General features: G+C 73.1%; 14 protein-coding genes. 4 read left to right on the forward strand and 10 right to left on the reverse strand.

Annotated elements, in window-relative coordinates; translation table 11 throughout:
- Positions 1-34: 34 nt before the first annotated feature.
- The 7 genes from murD to rsmH all read right to left on the reverse strand — a co-directional run bounded on the left by murD (position 35) and on the right by rsmH (position 9,302).
- Positions 35-1,468 (reverse strand): UDP-N-acetylmuramoyl-L-alanine--D-glutamate ligase, encoded by a 1,434-nt coding sequence (gene murD / locus AC27LF_RS16735; protein WP_479657694.1) that lies wholly within the window; start codon positions 1,466-1,468, stop codon positions 35-37.
- Entirely contained in the window at positions 1,450-2,520 is a 1,071-nt protein-coding gene (gene mraY, locus AC27LF_RS16740; protein ID WP_404026593.1) for a phospho-N-acetylmuramoyl-pentapeptide-transferase, read from the reverse strand. The genes murD and mraY overlap by 19 nt, the downstream gene beginning before the upstream one ends.
- Positions 2,520-3,950: a UDP-N-acetylmuramoyl-tripeptide--D-alanyl-D-alanine ligase gene (locus AC27LF_RS16745; protein WP_479657695.1), complete on the reverse strand. Its 1,431-nt coding sequence runs from the start codon at positions 3,948-3,950 to the stop codon at positions 2,520-2,522. The genes mraY and AC27LF_RS16745 overlap by 1 nt, the downstream gene beginning before the upstream one ends.
- 4 nt (positions 3,951-3,954) lie before the next feature.
- A complete protein-coding gene (locus AC27LF_RS16750) occupies positions 3,955-5,475 on the reverse strand; it encodes a UDP-N-acetylmuramoyl-L-alanyl-D-glutamate--2,6-diaminopimelate ligase (protein WP_479657721.1) in 1,521 nt (506 codons plus the stop codon).
- Between the two features lie 171 nt (positions 5,476-5,646).
- Positions 5,647-7,644 carry a peptidoglycan D,D-transpeptidase FtsI family protein gene (locus AC27LF_RS16755; RefSeq protein WP_479657696.1) on the reverse strand — a complete coding sequence of 666 codons (1,998 nt, stop codon included), beginning with the start codon at positions 7,642-7,644 and terminating at the stop codon, positions 5,647-5,649.
- Positions 7,645-7,649: 5 nt separating this feature from the next.
- The gene (gene ftsL, locus AC27LF_RS16760; RefSeq protein ID WP_479657697.1) at positions 7,650-8,312 is read right to left on the reverse strand and encodes a cell division protein FtsL; all 663 of its coding nucleotides are present in this window, start codon (positions 8,310-8,312) and stop codon (positions 7,650-7,652) included.
- A gap of 33 nt (positions 8,313-8,345) precedes the next feature.
- Positions 8,346-9,302: a 16S rRNA (cytosine(1402)-N(4))-methyltransferase RsmH gene (rsmH, locus tag AC27LF_RS16765; RefSeq protein ID WP_479657698.1), complete on the reverse strand. Its 957-nt coding sequence runs from the start codon at positions 9,300-9,302 to the stop codon at positions 8,346-8,348.
- 421 nt (positions 9,303-9,723) lie between these two features.
- On the opposite strand from rsmH, the gene AC27LF_RS16770 reads away from it, so the two are divergent.
- From AC27LF_RS16770 to AC27LF_RS16785, 4 genes are all read left to right on the forward strand, one after another.
- The gene (locus AC27LF_RS16770; RefSeq protein WP_479657699.1) at positions 9,724-10,272 is read left to right on the forward strand and encodes a beta-class carbonic anhydrase; all 549 of its coding nucleotides are present in this window, start codon (positions 9,724-9,726) and stop codon (positions 10,270-10,272) included.
- Between the two features lie 240 nt (positions 10,273-10,512).
- Positions 10,513-11,544 carry an AAA family ATPase gene (locus AC27LF_RS16775; RefSeq protein WP_404026448.1) on the forward strand — a complete coding sequence of 344 codons (1,032 nt, stop codon included), beginning with the start codon at positions 10,513-10,515 and terminating at the stop codon, positions 11,542-11,544.
- Entirely contained in the window at positions 11,544-12,908 is a 1,365-nt protein-coding gene (locus AC27LF_RS16780) for a DUF58 domain-containing protein (RefSeq protein WP_479657700.1), read from the forward strand. The genes AC27LF_RS16775 and AC27LF_RS16780 overlap by 1 nt, the downstream gene beginning before the upstream one ends.
- A gap of 109 nt (positions 12,909-13,017) precedes the next feature.
- The gene (locus AC27LF_RS16785) at positions 13,018-15,402 is read left to right on the forward strand and encodes a transglutaminase TgpA family protein (protein WP_479657701.1); all 2,385 of its coding nucleotides are present in this window, start codon (positions 13,018-13,020) and stop codon (positions 15,400-15,402) included.
- 244 nt (positions 15,403-15,646) lie between these two features.
- On the opposite strand, the gene AC27LF_RS16790 is transcribed toward AC27LF_RS16785, so the two are convergent.
- From AC27LF_RS16790 to AC27LF_RS16800, 3 genes are all read right to left on the reverse strand, one after another.
- Positions 15,647-16,042 carry a DUF3040 domain-containing protein gene (locus tag AC27LF_RS16790; RefSeq protein WP_479657702.1) on the reverse strand — a complete coding sequence of 132 codons (396 nt, stop codon included), beginning with the start codon at positions 16,040-16,042 and terminating at the stop codon, positions 15,647-15,649.
- 277 nt (positions 16,043-16,319) lie between these two features.
- Positions 16,320-17,090, reverse strand: coding sequence for a methyltransferase (locus AC27LF_RS16795; protein ID WP_479657703.1), 771 nt, complete (start codon positions 17,088-17,090; stop codon positions 16,320-16,322).
- Between the two features lie 242 nt (positions 17,091-17,332).
- Positions 17,333-17,911: an SAV_6107 family HEPN domain-containing protein gene (locus tag AC27LF_RS16800; protein ID WP_479657704.1), complete on the reverse strand. Its 579-nt coding sequence runs from the start codon at positions 17,909-17,911 to the stop codon at positions 17,333-17,335.
- Between the last annotated feature and the right edge of the window lie 32 nt (positions 17,912-17,943).

Consider the following 17,943-nt stretch of genomic DNA (forward strand, 5'->3'; position numbering starts at 1 on the left):
GTCCCGGAGCACCCGCCGTGGCCGAGAACCGCCGTCAGGCGCCCGCGCCGAGTTCGCGTACCGCCTCCGCGAACGCGTCACCGCGCTTGTTGTAGTTGGTGAACATGTCCATGGAGGCGCAGGCGGGCGCGAGGAGCACCGTGTCGCCGGGCCGTGCGAGCCGCTTCGCCTCCTGGACCGCCTGGAGCATCGCCCCAGTGTCGGTCCGGTCGAGGTCGACGACGGGTACTTCCGGCGCGTGTCGCGCGAGGGCTTCCCGGATCAGGGCGCGGTCCGCGCCGATCAGGACCGCGCCGCGCAGCCGCGCCGCCGCCCCGGCGACGAGTTCGTCGAAGGTCGCGCCCTTCGCGAGGCCGCCGGCGATCCACACGACGGACTCGTAGGCGGCCAACGAGGCTTGTGCCGCGTGCGTGTTGGTGGCCTTGGAGTCGTCGACGTACGCGACGCCGTCCACGTCGGCCACGTGCGCGATGCGGTGGGCGTCCGGGGTGAAGGCCCGCAGGCCGTCCCGTACGGCCTTGGCGGGCACGCCGTAGGCGCGCGCGAGGGCCGCGGCGGCAAGGGCGTTGGCGATGTTGTGCGGCGCGGGCGGGTCGATGTCGCCGACCTCCGCGAGTTCCTGGGCGTTGCGCTGCCGGTCCGCCACGAAGGCGCGGTCGACCAGGATGCCGTCCACGACGCCGAGTTGGGAGGGGGCCGGGGCTCCGAGCGTGAAGCCGATGGCCCGGCAGCCCTCCTCGACGTCCGCGGCGCGCACCAGGTCCTCGGTGGCCTTGTCGGCCGCGTTGTAGACGCAGGCGACCCGATTGCCCTGGTAGACGCGGCCCTTGTCGGCGGCGTACTCCTCCATGGAGCCGTGCCAGTCGAGGTGGTCCGGTGCCAGGTTCAGGACGACAGCGGAGTGGGCGCGCAGCGAGGGCGCCCAGTGCAGCTGGTAGCTGGACAGCTCCACGGCGAGGACGTCGTACTCGGCCTGCTCGGGGGAGCCGAGGACCGCGTCGAGCAGGGAGACGCCGATGTTGCCGACGGCGGCGGTGCGCAGGCCCGCCGCCCGGAGGATGGCGGCGAGCATCCGTACGGTGGTGGTCTTGCCGTTGGTGCCGGTGACGGCCAGCCAGGGCGGGGCGTCGGGGCCGCGCAGCCGCCAGGCCAGCTCCACGTCGCCCCAGACGGGCACGCCGGCCTGCTCGGCGGCGGCGAACAGCGGCTTGTCCGGCCGCCAGCCGGGCGCGGTGACGATGAGGTCGGTGCCCTCGGGCAGGGTGTCGCCGTCACCGAGGCGCACGGTCACGCCGAGTGCCGTCAGCTCGGCCGCCTGGGCGCGGGCCCGCTCGTCGTCGCCGTCGTTGACGACGGTGACGTGCGCGCCGAGGCCGTGCAGCACCCTGGCCGCGGGGACGCCGGAGACGCCGAGTCCCGCGACGGTGACGTTCCTGCCCTGCCAGTCGGTCACTTGTCCGCTGCCCATCCCGCATAGAAGAGGCCCAGTCCGACAATCACACAGATGCCTTGAATGATCCAGAACCGGACCACCACAAGGACTTCGGACCAGCCTTTGAGTTCGAAGTGATGCTGGAGTGGTGCCATCCGGAAGACCCGCTTCCCGGTGAGCCTGAAGGAGCCGACCTGGATGACCACCGACATGGTGATGAGCACGAACAGGCCGCCGAGGATGGCGAGCAGCAGCTCGGTGCGGGAGCAGATCGCGAGGCCCGCGAGCACACCGCCGAGCGCCAGCGAACCGGTGTCGCCCATGAAGATCTTCGCCGGCGAGGTGTTCCACCACAGGAAGCCGAGGCAGGCACCCATCAGCGCGGAGGAGACGACCGCGAGGTCGAGCGGATCGCGTACCTCGTAGCAGGCGTTGGGGTTGGTCAGGGTCGTCGCGTTGGCGCAGGACTCCTGGAACTGCCACACCCCGATGAACGTGTACGCGCCGAAGACGAGCACCGAGGCGCCGGTGGCGAGGCCGTCGAGGCCGTCGGTGAGGTTCACGCCGTTCGACATCGCGAGGATCATGAACAGCGCCCAGACCACGAACAGCACGGGGCCGATCGTCCAGCCGAAGTCGGTGATGAACGACAGCTTCGTGGACGCCGGGGTGTTGCCGCGGGAGTCCGCGAACTGGAGCGAGAGCACCGCGAAGGCGATACCGCCCAGCAGCTGGCCCGCCATCTTCGCCTTGGCCCGCAGACCCAGCGAACGCCGCTTGACGATCTTGATGTAGTCGTCGAGGAAGCCGACCAGGCCCATGCCGACCATCAGGCCGAGCACCAGCAGACCCGAGTAGGTCGGGGGGTAGCCGGTGATCACCTTGCTCAGGAAGTACGCGGCGACCGTCGCCAGGATGAAGGCGATGCCGCCCATGGTCGGCGTGCCGCGCTTGCTCGCGTGCTCGCGCGGACCGTCGTCGCGGATGTACTGGCCGTAGCCCTTGCGCGCGAGGAGCTTGATCAGCAGCGGGGTGCCGATCAGGGTCAGGAAGAGACCAATGACGCCCGCGAACAGGATCTGCTTCATCATCGCGCGGCGACCTCACCCTCGGTGCCGGCCGCGAGCAGCGCCTCGGCGATGCCCTCCAGGCCGACCGAACGGGACGCCTTCACGAGTACGACGTCTCCCGGGCGCAACTCGCTGCGCAACAGGTCGACCGCCGCCTGTGCGTCGGACACGTGCACCGACTCCTCACCCCACGAACCCTCGTTATATGCGCCCAGTTGCAGCCAGGACGCTTCCCTGCCCCCGACCGCGACGAGCTTGCTGACGTTGAGCCGGACGGCGAGCCGCCCGACCGCGTCGTGCTCGGCGAGCGCCTCGTCCCCGAGCTCGGCCATCTTGCCGAGCACCGCCCACGTGCGGCCCCCCTTTCGCCGTGAGGCTTCACCCATGGCTGCCAGCGCGCGCAGGGCGGCCCGCATGGACTCGGGGTTGGCGTTGTAGGCGTCGTTGACGATGGTCACGCCGTCCGGGCGCTCGGTGACCTCCATCCGCCAGCGGGAGAGGGTGCCCGCCTCGGAGAGCGCGGTGGCGATCTCTTCCGCGGACATGCCCAGCTCATGGGCGACGGCGGCCGCGGCGAGCGCGTTCGACACGTGGTGCTCACCGTACAGGCGCATGGTCACATCGCTTGCACCGGAGGGTGTGTGAAGCCTGAAGGAGGGCTGTCCGCTGTCCGTGAGTCGCACGTTCTCGGCGCGTACGTCCGCTTCGCCTGACTCTCCGAAAAGGATCACCTTCGCCTTCGTACGGGAGGCCATGGCCCGTACGAGGGGATCGTCGGCGTTCAGCACCGCCGTGCCGCCGTCCGCGGCCGCCGGCAGCGCCTCCACGAGTTCTCCCTTGGCCTGCGCGATCTGCTCCCGGCCGCCGAACTCGCCGATGTGGGCGGTGCCGACGTTCAGGACGATGCCGATCCTCGGCGGGGTGAGGCCGGCGAGGTAGCGGATGTGGCCCATCCCGCGGGCGCCCATCTCCAGCACGAGGAACTTCGTCTCCTCGGTGGCGGACAGGGCGGTCAGCGGCAGCCCGATCTCGTTGTTCAGTGAGCCCGGCGTGAACACGGTCGGCGCCTTGCGGCGCAGCACCTGCGCCACGAGGTCCTTGGTGCTGGTCTTGCCCGCGGAGCCGGTGAGGGCCACGAGGGTGGCGCCGAGGCGGGCCACCACGTGCCGGGCGAGGGCACCGAGGGCGCTCTGCACGTCCGCGACGACGATCGCGGGCACGCCGACGGGGCGCGACGCCAAAACGGCGACCGCGCCCGCCCCGACGACCGCTTCCGCGAAGTCGTGGCCGTCCACGTGCTCACCGACGAAGGCGACGAACAGGCTGCCGGGCTCCACCTCACGGGAGTCCCGGACCACCGGCCCGGTGACCTGGACGGACGGATCCGGTATGTCGTGTGTCTGCCCGCCGACGACTGCTGCGATCTCGGCGAGGGAGAGGGCGATCACAAGTTCATCCCTGGGTCTGCTGGATAGCTTCGCGAAGCACCTGGCGGTCGTCGAAGGGACGGACCACCCCGGCGATGTCCTGGCCCTGCTCGTGGCCCTTGCCCGCGACCAGCACGGTGTCCCCGGGCCGCGCCCGGCCGACCGCCGCGGCGATCGCGGCGGCCCGGTCCTCGAAGAGCAGCACCTCGCCCCGCTCGTGCGCGGGCACGGACGCCGCGCCTTCGAGCATGGTGGCGAGGATCGCCAGGGGATCCTCGGAGCGTGGGTTGTCGGAGGTCAGTACGGCCGTGTCGGCGAGCCGGGCCGCGGCGGCGCCCATCGGGGCGCGTTTGGTCTGGTCGCGGTCGCCGCCGCAGCCGAGGACCACGTGCAGACGGCCCTTGGTGACCTTCCGCAGGGCCTTGAGGACCGATTCGACGGCGTCGGTCTTGTGGGCGTAGTCGACGACCGCCAGATACGCCTGTCCGGCGTCCACCCGCTCCAGCCGGCCGGGCACGCCCGGCACGGCGGCGACGCCGTCGGCCGCGGCCTGCGGGTCGAGCCCCGCGGCGGCGAGCGCGACGACCGCGGCGAGGGTGTTGGCCACGTTGAACGGGCCGGGCAGCGGCGACCTGGCGGCGATCCGCTCGCCGTGCGGGCCGAGCACAGTGAACGTCGAGTCCAGGGGGCCGATCCGCACGTCCTCGGCGCGCCAGTCCGCGTCGGGGTGGCCCTCGGCGGAGTAGGTGACGACCGGCACGGACGCCTCCTGGGCGAGCCGCCGGCCGTACGCGTCATCGGTGTTGACGACGCCGAGCCTGCTGCGCGCGGGGGTGAACAGCTGCGCCTTGGCCTGGAAGTAGTCCTCCATGCCGGAGTGGAACTCCATGTGCTCCGGGCTGAGGTTGGTGAACACGGCGACGTCGAAGACGCAGCCGTCGACCCGGCCGAGGACCAGGGCGTGGCTTGAGACCTCCATGGCCACCGCCTCGACGCCGCGTTCGCGCATGACGGCGAACAGGGCCTGCAGATCGGTGGCCTCGGGGGTGGTGCGCTCGGACTTGATGCGCTCGTCGCCGATGCGCATCTCGACCGTGCCGATCAGCCCGGTGGACCTGACCGTCCGCAGGCCGCCCTCCACGAGGTAGGCGGTGGTGGTCTTGCCCGAGGTGCCGGTGATGCCGATCTGGAGCAGGTCGCGGCCCGGGTCGCCGTAGATCGTGGCCGCGAGCGCGCCCATCCGCGCCCGCGGGTCGTCGACCACCACGACCGGCAGACCGGTGGCGGCGGCCCGGTCCGCACCCGCCGGGTCGGTCAGCACGGCGACCGCGCCGAGACCGGCGGCCTGGCGGACGAAGTCGGCGCCGTGCAGGCGGGCCCCGGGCAGGGCGGCGTACAGGTCGCCGGGGCGTACGGCTCGCGAGTCATGGGTGATGCCGGTGACCTCGGCGGCGCCGGCCGGCGCGGCGGCACCCAGCTGATCGGCGAGTTCCGCGAGGGGTGTGGCGGAAACCCGTACCGGTCGTGGCGGCCCCGGCGATGTCACGGATGCGCCCTTCTGGGTGGTTTGGGACTGATCAGCGTGTGGCACGGCGGTGAGCGTACCGGGCGCGACCGCCTCGGAGCGAAGCGAGGCCGCGGGCGGTGTGTGGTTCCCGGGGTCGGGAGTGATCGTTGTCACGGGCTGGTTCCTGGTGGTCGTTCCCGGAGGTGCTGATCAGGGCTTGTAGGTCACCGGCAGGTTGGCGGCCCTGGCGCCGGTCGGCGGGACCTGGAGGGTCTTCAGGGCGAACTCCATCACCTCCTTGTAGATGGGCCCGCAGATCTGGCCGCCGAAGTAGCTGCCCGAGGTGGCGTTCTGGATCGCGCAGTAGACGGTGACCCGGGGCTTGTCCGCGGGTGCGAACCCGGCGAACGACGACGTGTAGCCGCGGTACTTCCCGGTGGCCGGATCCACGCGGTTGGCGGTGCCGGTCTTGCCCGCGACCCGGTAGCCGGGGATGCGGGCCTTGACGCCGGTGCCCTGCTCGTCGTCGACCACGGACTCCAGCATCTGGGCGAGGGTCTTGGCCGTCTTCTCGCTGACCACCCGGGTCTTCTTGGGCTCCGGGGCCGGGGCGAACCGCCCGTCGGCCCCCCGTTCGCCGCGCACCAGGGTCGGCTCGACGCGGACGCCGCCGTTGGCGATCGTCGAGTACACGGAGGCGGCCTGCATGGCGTTGATGGAGAAGCCCTGGCCGAAAGGGATCGTGTACTGCTGCGATGTCGACCAGTCTCCCGGGGCGGCCAGGATGCCCCTGGTCTCGCCGGGGAAGCCGAGCCCGGTGTAGCCGCCGATGCCGAACTTGCGCAGGTACGAGTAGAGGACCCGGTTGGCCTCCGGCTGGGTCTTGCCGAGCTGGCCGGTGGCCAGGATGGTGCCGATGTTGCTGGACTTGGCCAGCACGCCGTTGAGCGTGAGGTACCAGGTCGCGTGGTCGACGTCGTCCTGGAAGAGCCGGTCGCCGCGGTGCAGCCGGTTGGGCACCTCGACGTGGGTGAGGGGGGTGGCGGCGCCCTCCTCCAGCACGGCCGCCATCGACATGACCTTCGCCGTGGAGCCGGGCTCGTAGGCGTCCTGGAGGGCCGCGTTGCCCATCGCCGACGCATGGGCCTTCGACAGGTCGTTGGGGTCGAAGCCGGGTGAGTTGGCCATGGCCAGGATCTCGCCGGTGCGGGTGTCCTGGACGATCACATAGCCGCGGTCGGCCTTGGACTTCGCGACCTGCTCCGTGATGGCCTTCTGGGCGGCCCACTGGATGTCGCGGTCGATGGTCAGCTCGATGTCCGCGCCGGGCACCGCGGGGGTCTCGGTGGAGCCCGCGGTGGGCACCTGACGGCCGCCGGACTGGGCGTAGCGGATCTTGCCGTCCTTGCCGGCCAGCTTCTTGTTCAGCTGCTGCTCGATACCGCCGCCGCCCTTGCCCTCGGCGTTGACCCAGCCCAGTATCCCGGCGGCGAGATCACCGTTGGGGTACACGCGCTGGCTGCTGGGGTCGGAGAACACCCCGGCCAGCACGTTGACGGTGGACTTGTCCGCCTCGGCCTTCTTGGCGAGCGCGCTCCTGAGGTCCTTGATCTGCTTCCAGACCTGCGGTGTCTGCCGGCCGGCGAGCTTGACGTACCGCAGCTCCTTGTTCGCCGGGCGCAGCTTGCGGACCAGGTCGGCCTGGTCCTGACCGAGGATCGGCGCGAGGAGCGCGGCGGCCTGCTCGGGGCCGTCGTCGATGCCCAGCTGCTTGCGGGTGAACATCGTCGGGTCGGCCGTGATGTCGTCGGCGTCCTCGCTCACGGCGAGGGAGACGCCGTTGCGGTCGGTGATCCCGCCGCGCTCGGCGGTCAGGGTGTGCGCCACGTAGCGGTTCTGCTCGGCCTTCGCGGCGTACGCGCTGGCGTCGACGGCCTGGACCTGGAGCAGCCGGACGACGAAGGCGAGCAGGACGAGGGTCAGGGCGAGGCTGACCATGCGCAGACGGGGGCGGGGGCTGCCCAGCCTGAGGGCCGACGGTGCGGGCCGCGGCGGGCTCGGGCGCCGGGCCGGGCGGGCCCCGGGGCCTGCGGGGCGCCGGCCGCCGGGCCCGGCGCGGTGCGGGTCGCCCCGGTCCGCGCGGATCCGGGGCGGGACGGGCTTGGCGGGGCCGGGCACGCGGCGGCGCGGCGGTTCCCTGTCGGACACTTCCGTCACCTGCCGGGGGTCGGGGTCGAGACGGACCGGGGGGCGGAGGAGGGCGGGGCAGACGCCGACGCGGCGGACGCCGCGGCAGGCGGACCGGCCGCCGGGCCCGCGGGGCTCGCGGCCGGGCCGGACGGGCTCGCGTACGGGGAGCCCGCGCCGGCGTACGGGGCGCCCCGCTCGGCGTACGAGGGGGACGGACTCGCTCCGGGGGCAGCCGTGGGCGCGCCGGAGGCGGCCGGGCTCGCGCCGGGGGTGGCGCCGGTCAGTGCCTCCGGGGGCGCGGGCGAGCGCGGCGCGGACTGCCGGGCGGCCGGGCTGGGGACGCCCTTGACGGAGCCGTCCGGGCCGAGGAAGGCCGGGTCGCCGCCGGGCACCATGCCGAGCTCGCGGGCCCGCCGCTGAAGGGCGTCGGGCGCGGAGTAGGCGTCGATGTCGCGCCGCAGGGCCTGTTCCTCGTCGGTGAGGCTCTTGGTGCGCTTTTGCAGGTCGTCGAGCCGGAACGAGCCTTCGCTGAGTGCCGAGTTCAGCACGAGCAGACCGATGAGGCCACCGCCGAGGAGCAGGACGACGAGGAGGACGAACGGGGTGCGGGCCGCCCGGGCGCGGCCGGCCGGCAGCAGCCGGGCGAGCCGGGCGGCCCTGCCCCTCACTTCGGGTTTCCTACGCACATGTCCTCCGGTCGGTCCGGGGACCCCACTCGCTCACTCGGCGTCCTCCCTGATGCGCTCGGCACCGCGCAGCCGCGCCGGGGCCGCCCTGCGGTTGTCGGCGACCTCTTCCTCGGTGGGAAGTTCGGCACCGCGCGTGAGCAGCTTGAGCCGGGGCTGGTAGCGCTCGGGCACGACCGGCAGCCCAGGCGGCGCCGTGGAACCGGCACCGGCCGCGAACACCTGCTTGACCAGGCGGTCCTCCAGCGAGTGGTACGACAGGACGGCGATCCGGCCGCCCACGGCGAGCGCCTTCACCGCCGCGGGTACCGCACGCTCCAGGACGGCCAGTTCGCCGTTGACCTCGATGCGCAGCGCCTGGAAGGTGCGCTTGGCCGGGTTGCCGCCGGTGCGCTTGGCGGCCTGCGGCAGCGCGTCCCGGATCACCTCCACCAGGCGCGCGCTGGTGGTGAAGGGCTCCTTGTCGCGCTCGCGGACGATCGCGGCGACGATGCGCCTGGCCTGCTTCTCCTCGCCGTAGGCGCGCAGGATCCGGACGAGTTCGCCGGCCGGATAGGTGTTGAGGACCTCGGCGGCGCCGATCCCCGTCGACTGGTCCATGCGCATGTCGAGGGGGGCGTCCTGGGCGTAGGCGAAGCCGCGGTCGGCCTCGTCGAGCTGCATGGAGGAGACGCCGAGGTCGAACAGGACGCCCTGCACGCGCGCGAGGCCGAGCCGCGCGAGGACGTCGGGCAGCTCGTCGTAGACGGCGTGCACGAGGGTGGCGCGCTCGCCGTAGGGCGCGAGCCGCCGCGCGGACAGGCGCAGGGCCTCCTTGTCGCGGTCCAGGGCGACGAGCCGGGCCTGCGGGAACCGGCTCAGCAGCGCCTCGCTGTGCCCGCCGAGTCCCAGCGTGCAGTCGACGACCACGGCTCCCGGCCGCTCCAGGGCGGGCGCCAGCAGGTCCAGGCACCGCTGGAGCATCACCGGGACGTGTCGACTCTGGCTCAAGGGGCCCTCTCAGATCCGGCGCGGGCCGTACGCACCGCCGGGTCCCCGCCCGCTCGTGAAGGGGAGACCTGCCGGCGCCGAAAGCGTCGGCCGGCCGGGAGCGGGAGGAGGCCGAGCCGTACGTACGCGCCGCGCACGTGGGGAGACGGACCGCGCGCGTGCCGGGGTCTCCTGGTGAATTCAGTCCAGCGGGGAGAGATGCGCCTCCCGCTTCGCGTCACTTTAGTCGACCGTCTGTCGCGGTCAATCAACCGGCCTGCGCGTCGCGCAGCGCACTCCGGTCAGCGGCGCGATCCGGGAAGAATCACCTGTACGACTCGGCATTCTCCTCCGTGTGGGTTAATTCACACCACGCGATGATGACCTTCTTTGTCCCTCCCCTAGCAGGACCGATCGCCCAGTGACCAGTACCGTCGTGACTATGACGACTTCTGCAGCAGTTCCCGCCGGGTCCGAGGGCGCCACAACGGGCAAGGGCACCGTGACGGACCGTCTCGTAGAGGCCAACGAGCGGTACGCCGCCGCGTTCACCGATCCCGGGATGGACGCCCGTCCCGTTCTGCATGTCGCGGTCGTGGCCTGTATGGACGCCCGTCTCGACCTGCACGCCGCGCTCGGTCTGGAGCTCGGCGACTGTCACACCATCCGCAACGCGGGCGGTGTCGTCACCGACGACGTGATCCGCTCCCTGACGATCAGCCAGCGGGCCCTCGGTACCCGCAGCATCGTCCTCATCCACCACACCGGCTGCGGCCTGGAATCCCTCACCGAGGAGTTCCGGCACGAACTGGAGATGGAGGTGGGCCAGCGCCCCGCCTGGGCGGTGGAGTCCTTCCGGGACGTCGACCAGGACGTGCGGCAGTCCATGCAGCGGGTGCGCACCTCGCCGTTCCTGCTGCACACCGATGACGTGCGCGGTTTCGTATTCGACGTCAGGTCGGGCCTGCTGCGCGAGGTCGACCCCGCCTGAGCGCCCACGGCCGCCCCGTGAACGGCCGGCGTACGGCGCCGCACGGGCCGCTCGAAGGGGCCTGGGACCGACAGGGTGCGGGCAGTTGTCCACAGGCGAGTGACACGAATCGGTAACGGCAGGAAGAATGCGGGTGTGGCGTCACGCGGAACTTTTCCCGTGTGGTGTCCGTGTTTCGGGGTGGGCCGGTCCGCAGCTGACAGCGACGGCCCGGAGTGAGAACGGGCCGAGGAGGGCCGGGTGACGACCTATGACGATCGAGCGAGCCTCACTGATCTGACCGCCACTGTGGAGCGTGTCCGCAGCTCGGTGGAAGGAGTGATCGAGGGCAAGCCCGAGGTCGTACGGCTTTCGCTGACCGTACTGCTCGCCGAGGGGCATCTTCTGATCGAGGATGTCCCCGGCGTGGGCAAGACGATGCTCGCCAAGGCGCTGGCGCGGTCCATCGACTGCTCCGTGCGCCGCATCCAGTTCACCCCCGACCTGCTGCCGTCGGACATCACGGGTGTGTCCATCTGGGACCAGCAGCGCCGGGACTTCGAGTTCAAGCCGGGCGCGATCTTCGCGCAGATCGTGATCGGCGACGAGATCAACCGCGCCTCCCCCAAGACCCAGTCGGCGCTGCTGGAGTCCATGGAGGAGCGGCAGGTCACCATCGACGGGCAGACCTATGAACTGCCCAGCCCCTTCATGGTGGTGGCCACGCAGAACCCCGTCGAGATGGAGGGCACGTACCCGCTGCCGGAGGCCCAGCGCGACCGCTTCATGGCCCGCGTCTCCGTCGGCTACCCCAGCGTCGAGGCCGAGTTGCAGATGCTGGACGTGCACGGCGGCGCCTCGCCCCTGACGGACCTCCAGCCGGTCGCCCACGCGCACGAGATCGTGAAGCTGGTCGAGGCCGTCCGCGGGGTGCACGTCGCGGAGACCGTCCGGCGCTACGCGGTCGACCTGGTCGCCGCCACGCGCAGCCACCCCGATCTGAGACTCGGCGCCTCCCCGCGCGCGACGCTGCACCTGCTGCGCGCGGCGAAGGCCGCAGCCGCCCTGGCCGGCCGGGAGTACGCGCTGCCGGACGACATCCAGGCCCTGGCCGTGGCGGTCCTCGCGCACCGGCTGCTGCCCACCGCTCAGGCCCAGCTCAACCGGCGCACCTCGGAACAGGTGGTCCAGGAGATCGTGCAGCGCACGCCGGTGCCCGCGGCGCCGCGGCAGAGCGGCTTCGGCGGGCTGGGTGCGACCGCGTACGGCCAGCAGCCGCCGCGGAGGCTGTGATGAGCGGCGGGGGGACGGGCCGGCCGGAGACCGAACGCGACGACAAGGGCGGTGTCCGCACGGCGCTGGCCGGGCTGACCACGCGCGGCCGTTCGTTCCTGGCGGCCGGCGTCGCCGCCGCCGTCTGCGCCTATGTGCTCGGGCAGGGCGAACTGCTCCGGGTCGGCCTGCTGCTGGCCGCGCTGCCCCTCATCTGCGCGACGGTGCTCTACCGCACGCGCTACCGGGTGGCGGGCAGCCGCCGGCTCTCCCCCTCGCGGGTGCCCGCGGCCGCCGAGGCCCGGGTCCATCTGCGCATGGACAACGTCTCACGGCTGCCCACGGGCCTGCTGATGCTCCAGGACCGGGTGCCGTACGTGCTCGGGCCGCGGCCCCGCTTCGTGCTCGACCGGGTGGAACCCGGCGGTCGCCGTGAGGTGTCCTACCGGGTCCGCTCCGACCTGCGGGGCCGCTATCCGCTCGGTCCGCTGCAACTGCGCCTGACCGACCCGTTCGGGATGTGCGAGCTGACCCGCTCCTTCTCGACGTACGACACCCTGACGGTGATCCCGCGCGTGGAGGCGCTGCCTCCGGTGCGCTTCAGCGGCGAGGCGAAGGGGTACGGCGACGGGCGGCAGCGCTCGCTGGCCCTGGCCGGCGAGGACGACGTGATCCCGCGCGGCTACCGGTACGGCGACGATCTGCGCCGCGTCCACTGGCGCTCCACCGCGCGCTACGGCGAGCTGATGGTGCGCCGCGAGGAGCAGCCGCAGCGCTCCCGGTGCACGGTGCTGCTGGACACCCGGGGCATCGCCTTCGCGGGCGCGGGCCCGGACTCGGCCTTCGAGTGGGCGGTGTCCGGCACCGCGTCCGTGCTGGTGCACATGCTCGAACGCGGCTTCTCCGTACGCCTGTTGACGGACACCGGCAGCTCGGTGCCCGGCGAGGGGACCGACGGGTTCGCCGGCGCAAGCCAGGAGACGGCGGACGCGGCCGGGATGATGATGGACACCCTCGCCGTGATCGACCACTCGGACGGCGCGGGCCTGTCCCGTGCCTACGACGTGCTGCGCGGCGGCAGCGAGGGCCTGCTGGTGGCCTTCCTCGGCGAACTGGACGAGGAGCAGGCCGCGGTGGTCGCCAAGATGCGCCGGCGCAGCGGCGGCGCCGTCGCCTTTCTGCTGGACCCGGACACCTGGGTGCGGGAACCGACGGACGTGCCAGGACCGGGAAACGCTCAGGCGGATCGGGTGCGGCTGCTGCGGGAGGCGGGCTGGACGACCGTGAGCGTGCCGCGCGGCGCCTCGCTGGAGGAACTGTGGCGCCGGGCGGACCACGAACGCAGGGGCGCGGCCGCGCTGAGCGGCGGGGAGGCACGGTCATGAACGGTGACGGGACCCGGCCGGAACGGACACGGCGGGGCGGGGCATGCGCGGCTGGGGCCGTGGGGGCGCCGGGCGCCGGTGGCGGAGCGCACGGGCGGGAGGTGACGGCATGAGCGGGCGGGCCCGACTGGCGATCGGCGCCGCCGTGGCCACGATGATGGCGGCGTGCGCGCTGCTGCCGCTGGTCTCCCCGACGACCTGGATCTTCCAGGCTGGCCTTCTGGTGGCGGTGCAGGCGGGCGTGGGCGCGGCGACCCGGCGGGTGCCGCTGGCCCGGTCGCTGACCGTGGCGATCCAGGCCCTGGTGAGCCTCGTGCTGCTGACCCTGGTCTTCGCGCGGGAGCAGGCGCTGCTCGGGCTGATCCCCGGGCCCGACACCTTCCGCTACTTCGCCGACCTGCTCCAGCAGGGTTCGGACGACGTGAGCCGGTTCGCGATCCCGGCGCCGCTGTCCGACGGCATCCGGCTGATGCTCGTCGGCGGTGTCCTGGTGATCGGGCTGATCGTGGACCTCCTCGCGGTGACGCTGCGCAGCGCGGCCCCGGCCGGGCTGCCGCTGCTGGCCCTGTACTCGGTCGCGGCGGGCCTGTCCGACGGCGGCACCGACTGGCTGTGGTTCCTGGTCGCCGCCGCGGGCTATCTGATGCTGCTGCTCGCCGAGGGCCGGGAGCGGCTGTCCCAGTGGGGCCGGGTCTTCGGCGGCGCCGCCCGCTCCCCCGGCGGGCCGGCCGGCGGCGCGGTGGCGCCCGTCCGCACGGGCCAGCGCATCGGCGCGGTCGCGCTGGGCGTCGCCGTGGTGGTGCCCCTGGCCCTGCCGGCGATGCGGGGCGGCCTCCTGGACGGCACCGGAACCGGGGTGGGCGCGGGCAACGGCAACGGCGGCACCATCTCCGCCGTCAACCCCCTGGTGTCGCTGCGCGACAGCCTGAACGTGGACGAGGACCGCCAGGTGCTGTCCGTGCGGACCAGTTCCAACGACATCGCGGACCTGTATCTGCGGATCGTCTCCCTGGACGACTTCGACGGCACCACCTGGAAGCCGTCCCAGCGGCACATCGTCGGCGTACCGGACCCGTTCCCCACGCCCGCCGGGCTGGGTGAGGACGTCAGGCGCTCGCAGGTCAGGACGAGGATCACGGCCGCCGACTGGTACGCGCAGGACTGGCTGCCGATGCCGTACCCGCCGAGCGGTGTGCGGATCGCCGGCAAGTGGCGCTACGAGCCGGTGGGCATGACGCTGGTCGGTGACCACGGCCAGAACACCCGCGGTGCGGCGTACGAGGTGACCAGCCTGGACGTGCAGCCGACCGCGGAGCAGCTGGCCTCGGCGCCGGAGCCGTCGCAGGCGTTGCGGCGCGAGTACACCAAGGTGCCGGGGTCGCTGCCGTCGGTGGTGGCGAGCACGGCCGAGCAGGTCACCGCGGGGGCGACGAGCCACTACGAGGAGGCGGTCAAGCTCCAGGACTACTTCGCCGTGACCGGCGGCTTCCAGTACGACACCGAGGTGCAGGTCGGCCGGGGCCCGGACGCGATAGCGACCTTCCTGGAGAAGAAGCAGGGCTTTTGCATCCACTTCTCCTTCGCGATGGCCGCGATGGCCCGCACCCTGGGCATTCCGGCCCGGGTCGCGGTCGGCTTCGCGCCCGGTACGCCGCAGTCGGACGGCACGGTCTCGGTCGGTCTGAAGGACGCGCACGCCTGGCCCGAGCTGTACTTCGAGGGCGTGGGCTGGACCCGTTTCGAGCCGACGCCGACCCGGGGCACGGCGCCCGAGTACACCCAGTCGGACACGCCCGGCACGTCCCTGCCGGATGTGACGCGTCCTTCGCAGGAGGCGTCCGACGCGCCCTCCGACGCGGCTTCGCCGAGCGAGAGCTGCACGGCGCAGATGCGCAAGCTGGAGGCGTGCGACAGCCCGTCGCTGCCGGCCGCGGCGGCGGGCGGCGGTGACGGTCCCAAGTGGTGGCAGTCGGGGCTGTGGGCCGCCGGCGGGCTCGCCGTGCTGGTCCTGCCGTTGTCGCCGCTGCTGTGGCGCAAGCGGCTGCGGGCGGTTCGGCTGGGCGGGCATGCCCGCACCGAGGAGGGCGCGGCGGCGCATGCGCTGGCGGCCTGGCAGGAGCTGACCGACACCGCGTGGGACTTCGGGATCCTGCCGGACGAGTCGCTGACGCCGCGCCGGGCGGCGGACCGGATCGTCCGGCTCGGGCACCTCGATGCGGTGGCCGGTGCCGCGGTGCACCGGGTGGCGGACGCCCTGGAGCAGGTCCTCTACGCGCCTCGGCCGCGGCCGACGGCCGGGCTCGCGGAGGATGTGCGCCGGGTGGCCGGGGCGCTGGGCGGCGCGGTCAGCCGCGGTACGCGACTGCGCGCGCTGTTCGCGCCGCGCTCGGCCGTGCGGGCGCTGTGGGCGGTGTCGGCGTGGTCGGCGGCGCTCAGGGCGCGGGTGGCGGCGGCACGGCCGGCCCTGCGCAAGCCGTCCGGCCAGCAGAGCTGAGGCGCGACCCCGGCTGTCCCAGATGTCCCGGACAGCCGGGGTGGGCTCCCCGGGCAGCCGGAACAGCCGGAAAGGCGCCGGCCGGGCTCTCCGGGGCCGGCCTGTGGGCGGGTCCGCGTGTCGGGCCGGGCCGCCGGGCCCTGCGGTGGCCGCACGAGACATGACTGAGGGGTGACCACCCGTGACGGATGGTCACCCCTCAGTCATGTCCGTATGGGTGGCCCTGTTCTCCCTGCGGCGCCCTCTAGCGGCCGCCCTGCTCGTCGCGGCGGCGCTGCCAGCGCTGTTCGATACGGTCCATCAGGGACCGCTTCGGCCGTGCCTGGCGCCGCGTGTGCGGGGCGCCAGCGGCGGGCTGCTCACCCGGCTTGGGGGCCTTGCGCCAGCCCGTGACGGCGAGTACCGCACAGCCCAGCATGACGAGGAAGCCCACCACGCTGACCCAAATCTGCTGCGCGACCATTCCGGCCATGAGGAGCGCGATACCTACGAGGAAGCCTGCGACCGCCTGGTAGACCCGTCGCCGGGTGTACGTACGCAGCCCGTTTCCCTCAAGCGCTGTCGCGAACTTGGGATCTTCGGCGTACAGCGCTCGCTCCATCTGCTCGAGCATGCGCTGCTCGTGCTCCGAGAGCGGCACGGAGTCCTCCTCATCGTGCAGTCGCCGGGGCGACCCGGGGGGTCCCTTCAGGATAGGCAGGGAATCGCCCCCGTGAAACCCGCCCCTCTAGGCCAATTGGCCAACCGGAACCCGCCATGGCCGTCCCGGCTCGCTGAGGCTTCCATTCCCCAGCGGCCGACCCGTCATGCCGGGCGGTCTCCTTCGATCATACGGCGCGAACCCCGCGATCGGGGGGCCTGTGGCGTACTCCATCTGCTGTCGCGTCGCTGATCAGCGGTGTGGCCCTGAAGGCCGCTCAGGTCTCGTCGGCCCCGTGGGTCTCGCCGAGCACATGCAGCTGTGTGGCCACGGAGTGGAACGCCGGCAACTCGGCCGCCGCCTCCTCCAGCTTCAGCAGGGAGTCGAGCGCTCCGGGCTCGGTGTCGACGAGGACTCCGGGCACCAGGTCGGCGAAGATCCGCACGCCGTGCACGGCGCCGACCGCGAGTCCCGCGCCCTCGACCAGCGCGGTCAGCTGCTCGGCGGTGAAGCGCCGGGGCATCGGGTCGCCCGCGCCCCAGCGGCCGTCGGGGTCGGCGAGGGCGTGCCTGGCCTCCGTGAAGTGTCCGGCCAGGGCGCGGGCGAGCACGGCACCGCCGAGCCCGGCCGCGAGCAGGCTGAGCACGCCCGCGGGGCGCAGGGCGGCCACCGCGTTGCGGACGCCCTCGGCCGGGTCGTCGGCGTACTCCAGGACGCCGTGGCACAGCACGACGTCGAAGCCGCCGCGCGCCACGACGTCGAAGAGGCCGTGGATGTCGCCCTGGACGCCCCGGACCCGGTCGGCGACCCCGGTCTCGCCGGCCCGCCGCTCCAGCGCGAACAGCGCGTTGGGGCTCGGGTCGACCACGGTGACGCGGTGCCCGAGGCGGGCGACGGGCACCGCGAACTTGCCGCTGCCGCCTCCGGTGTCGAGGACGTCCAGCGAGTCCCGACCCGTGGCCTTGACCCGGCGGTCGAGGGCGTCCTGAAGGACCTCCCAGACCACGGCGGTACGGAGGGAGGCGCGGGGGCGCATCGGGTCCGACACGACAGTTGACTCCTCGGCGCGGCACCGCCTGCTGACCGGCGGCGCGAACGGGGTCCCTCCCCCGCCCGGGGCGCGGGAGGAGGGAAGGCTTCAGGCGCTGTCCACCCTATTGCCTCCGGCGCCGTACCTGGTCATCGTGGGGGCGCGCGGCCTGCGCGTCCCCCTGGGCGTCCCCCGGGGCGGACCGGTCCCCGGCGTCCCCTTCCCGCGTGGCCCGGGGGCGGCCGCGCGCCGCGGGGCGGTCATCCCGCGTCCGGCATGTCCCGGTCCGTGAGGTCCGTGCCGGCGGTGCGGGCGGCCGGTTCGGCGGCTTCCTGACGGGGCTGTGGCAGGACCGGCTGGAGCACCAGCATCCGCTCCACGATCCGGACGAACATCGCCACGTCCCGTATCAGATCGTCGGCGTCGCGGCGGCTTGCCGCGTCCCGGATGCCCGCCTCGGCGCGGGCGCGGCGGGCCGCGCCGGAGGCGAACAGGGCGCTCCACTCCGTGAGTTCGGGTGCGATCTCGGGAAGCACCTCCCAGGCGCTGCGGATCCGTGCCCGGCGCCGGGCGGTCGGCTCCGGGCGGCCCCGGGCGGCGAGGACGGCGGCTGCGGTGCGCAGGGCGGCGAGATGGGCCGTCGCGTAGCGCTCGTTGGGCGTTTCGAGGACGGCGGCCTCGTCGAGTCCGGCACGGGCCTGGGCGAGCAGGTCGAGGGCGGCGGGCGGGGCCGTGGCCCGGCGGAGCACGGGGTGCACATCGCCCGCCGGGCCGGTCAGTGAGGGGGCAGGGCCGGTGGCGCGGCGCCGGTGGGCGGCTGCTGCGGACGAGCTGGCCATGACGAACCTCCTGTCGTCTGTTGACGGCACAC

The organism is Streptomyces diversicolor, from assembly GCF_057537855.1.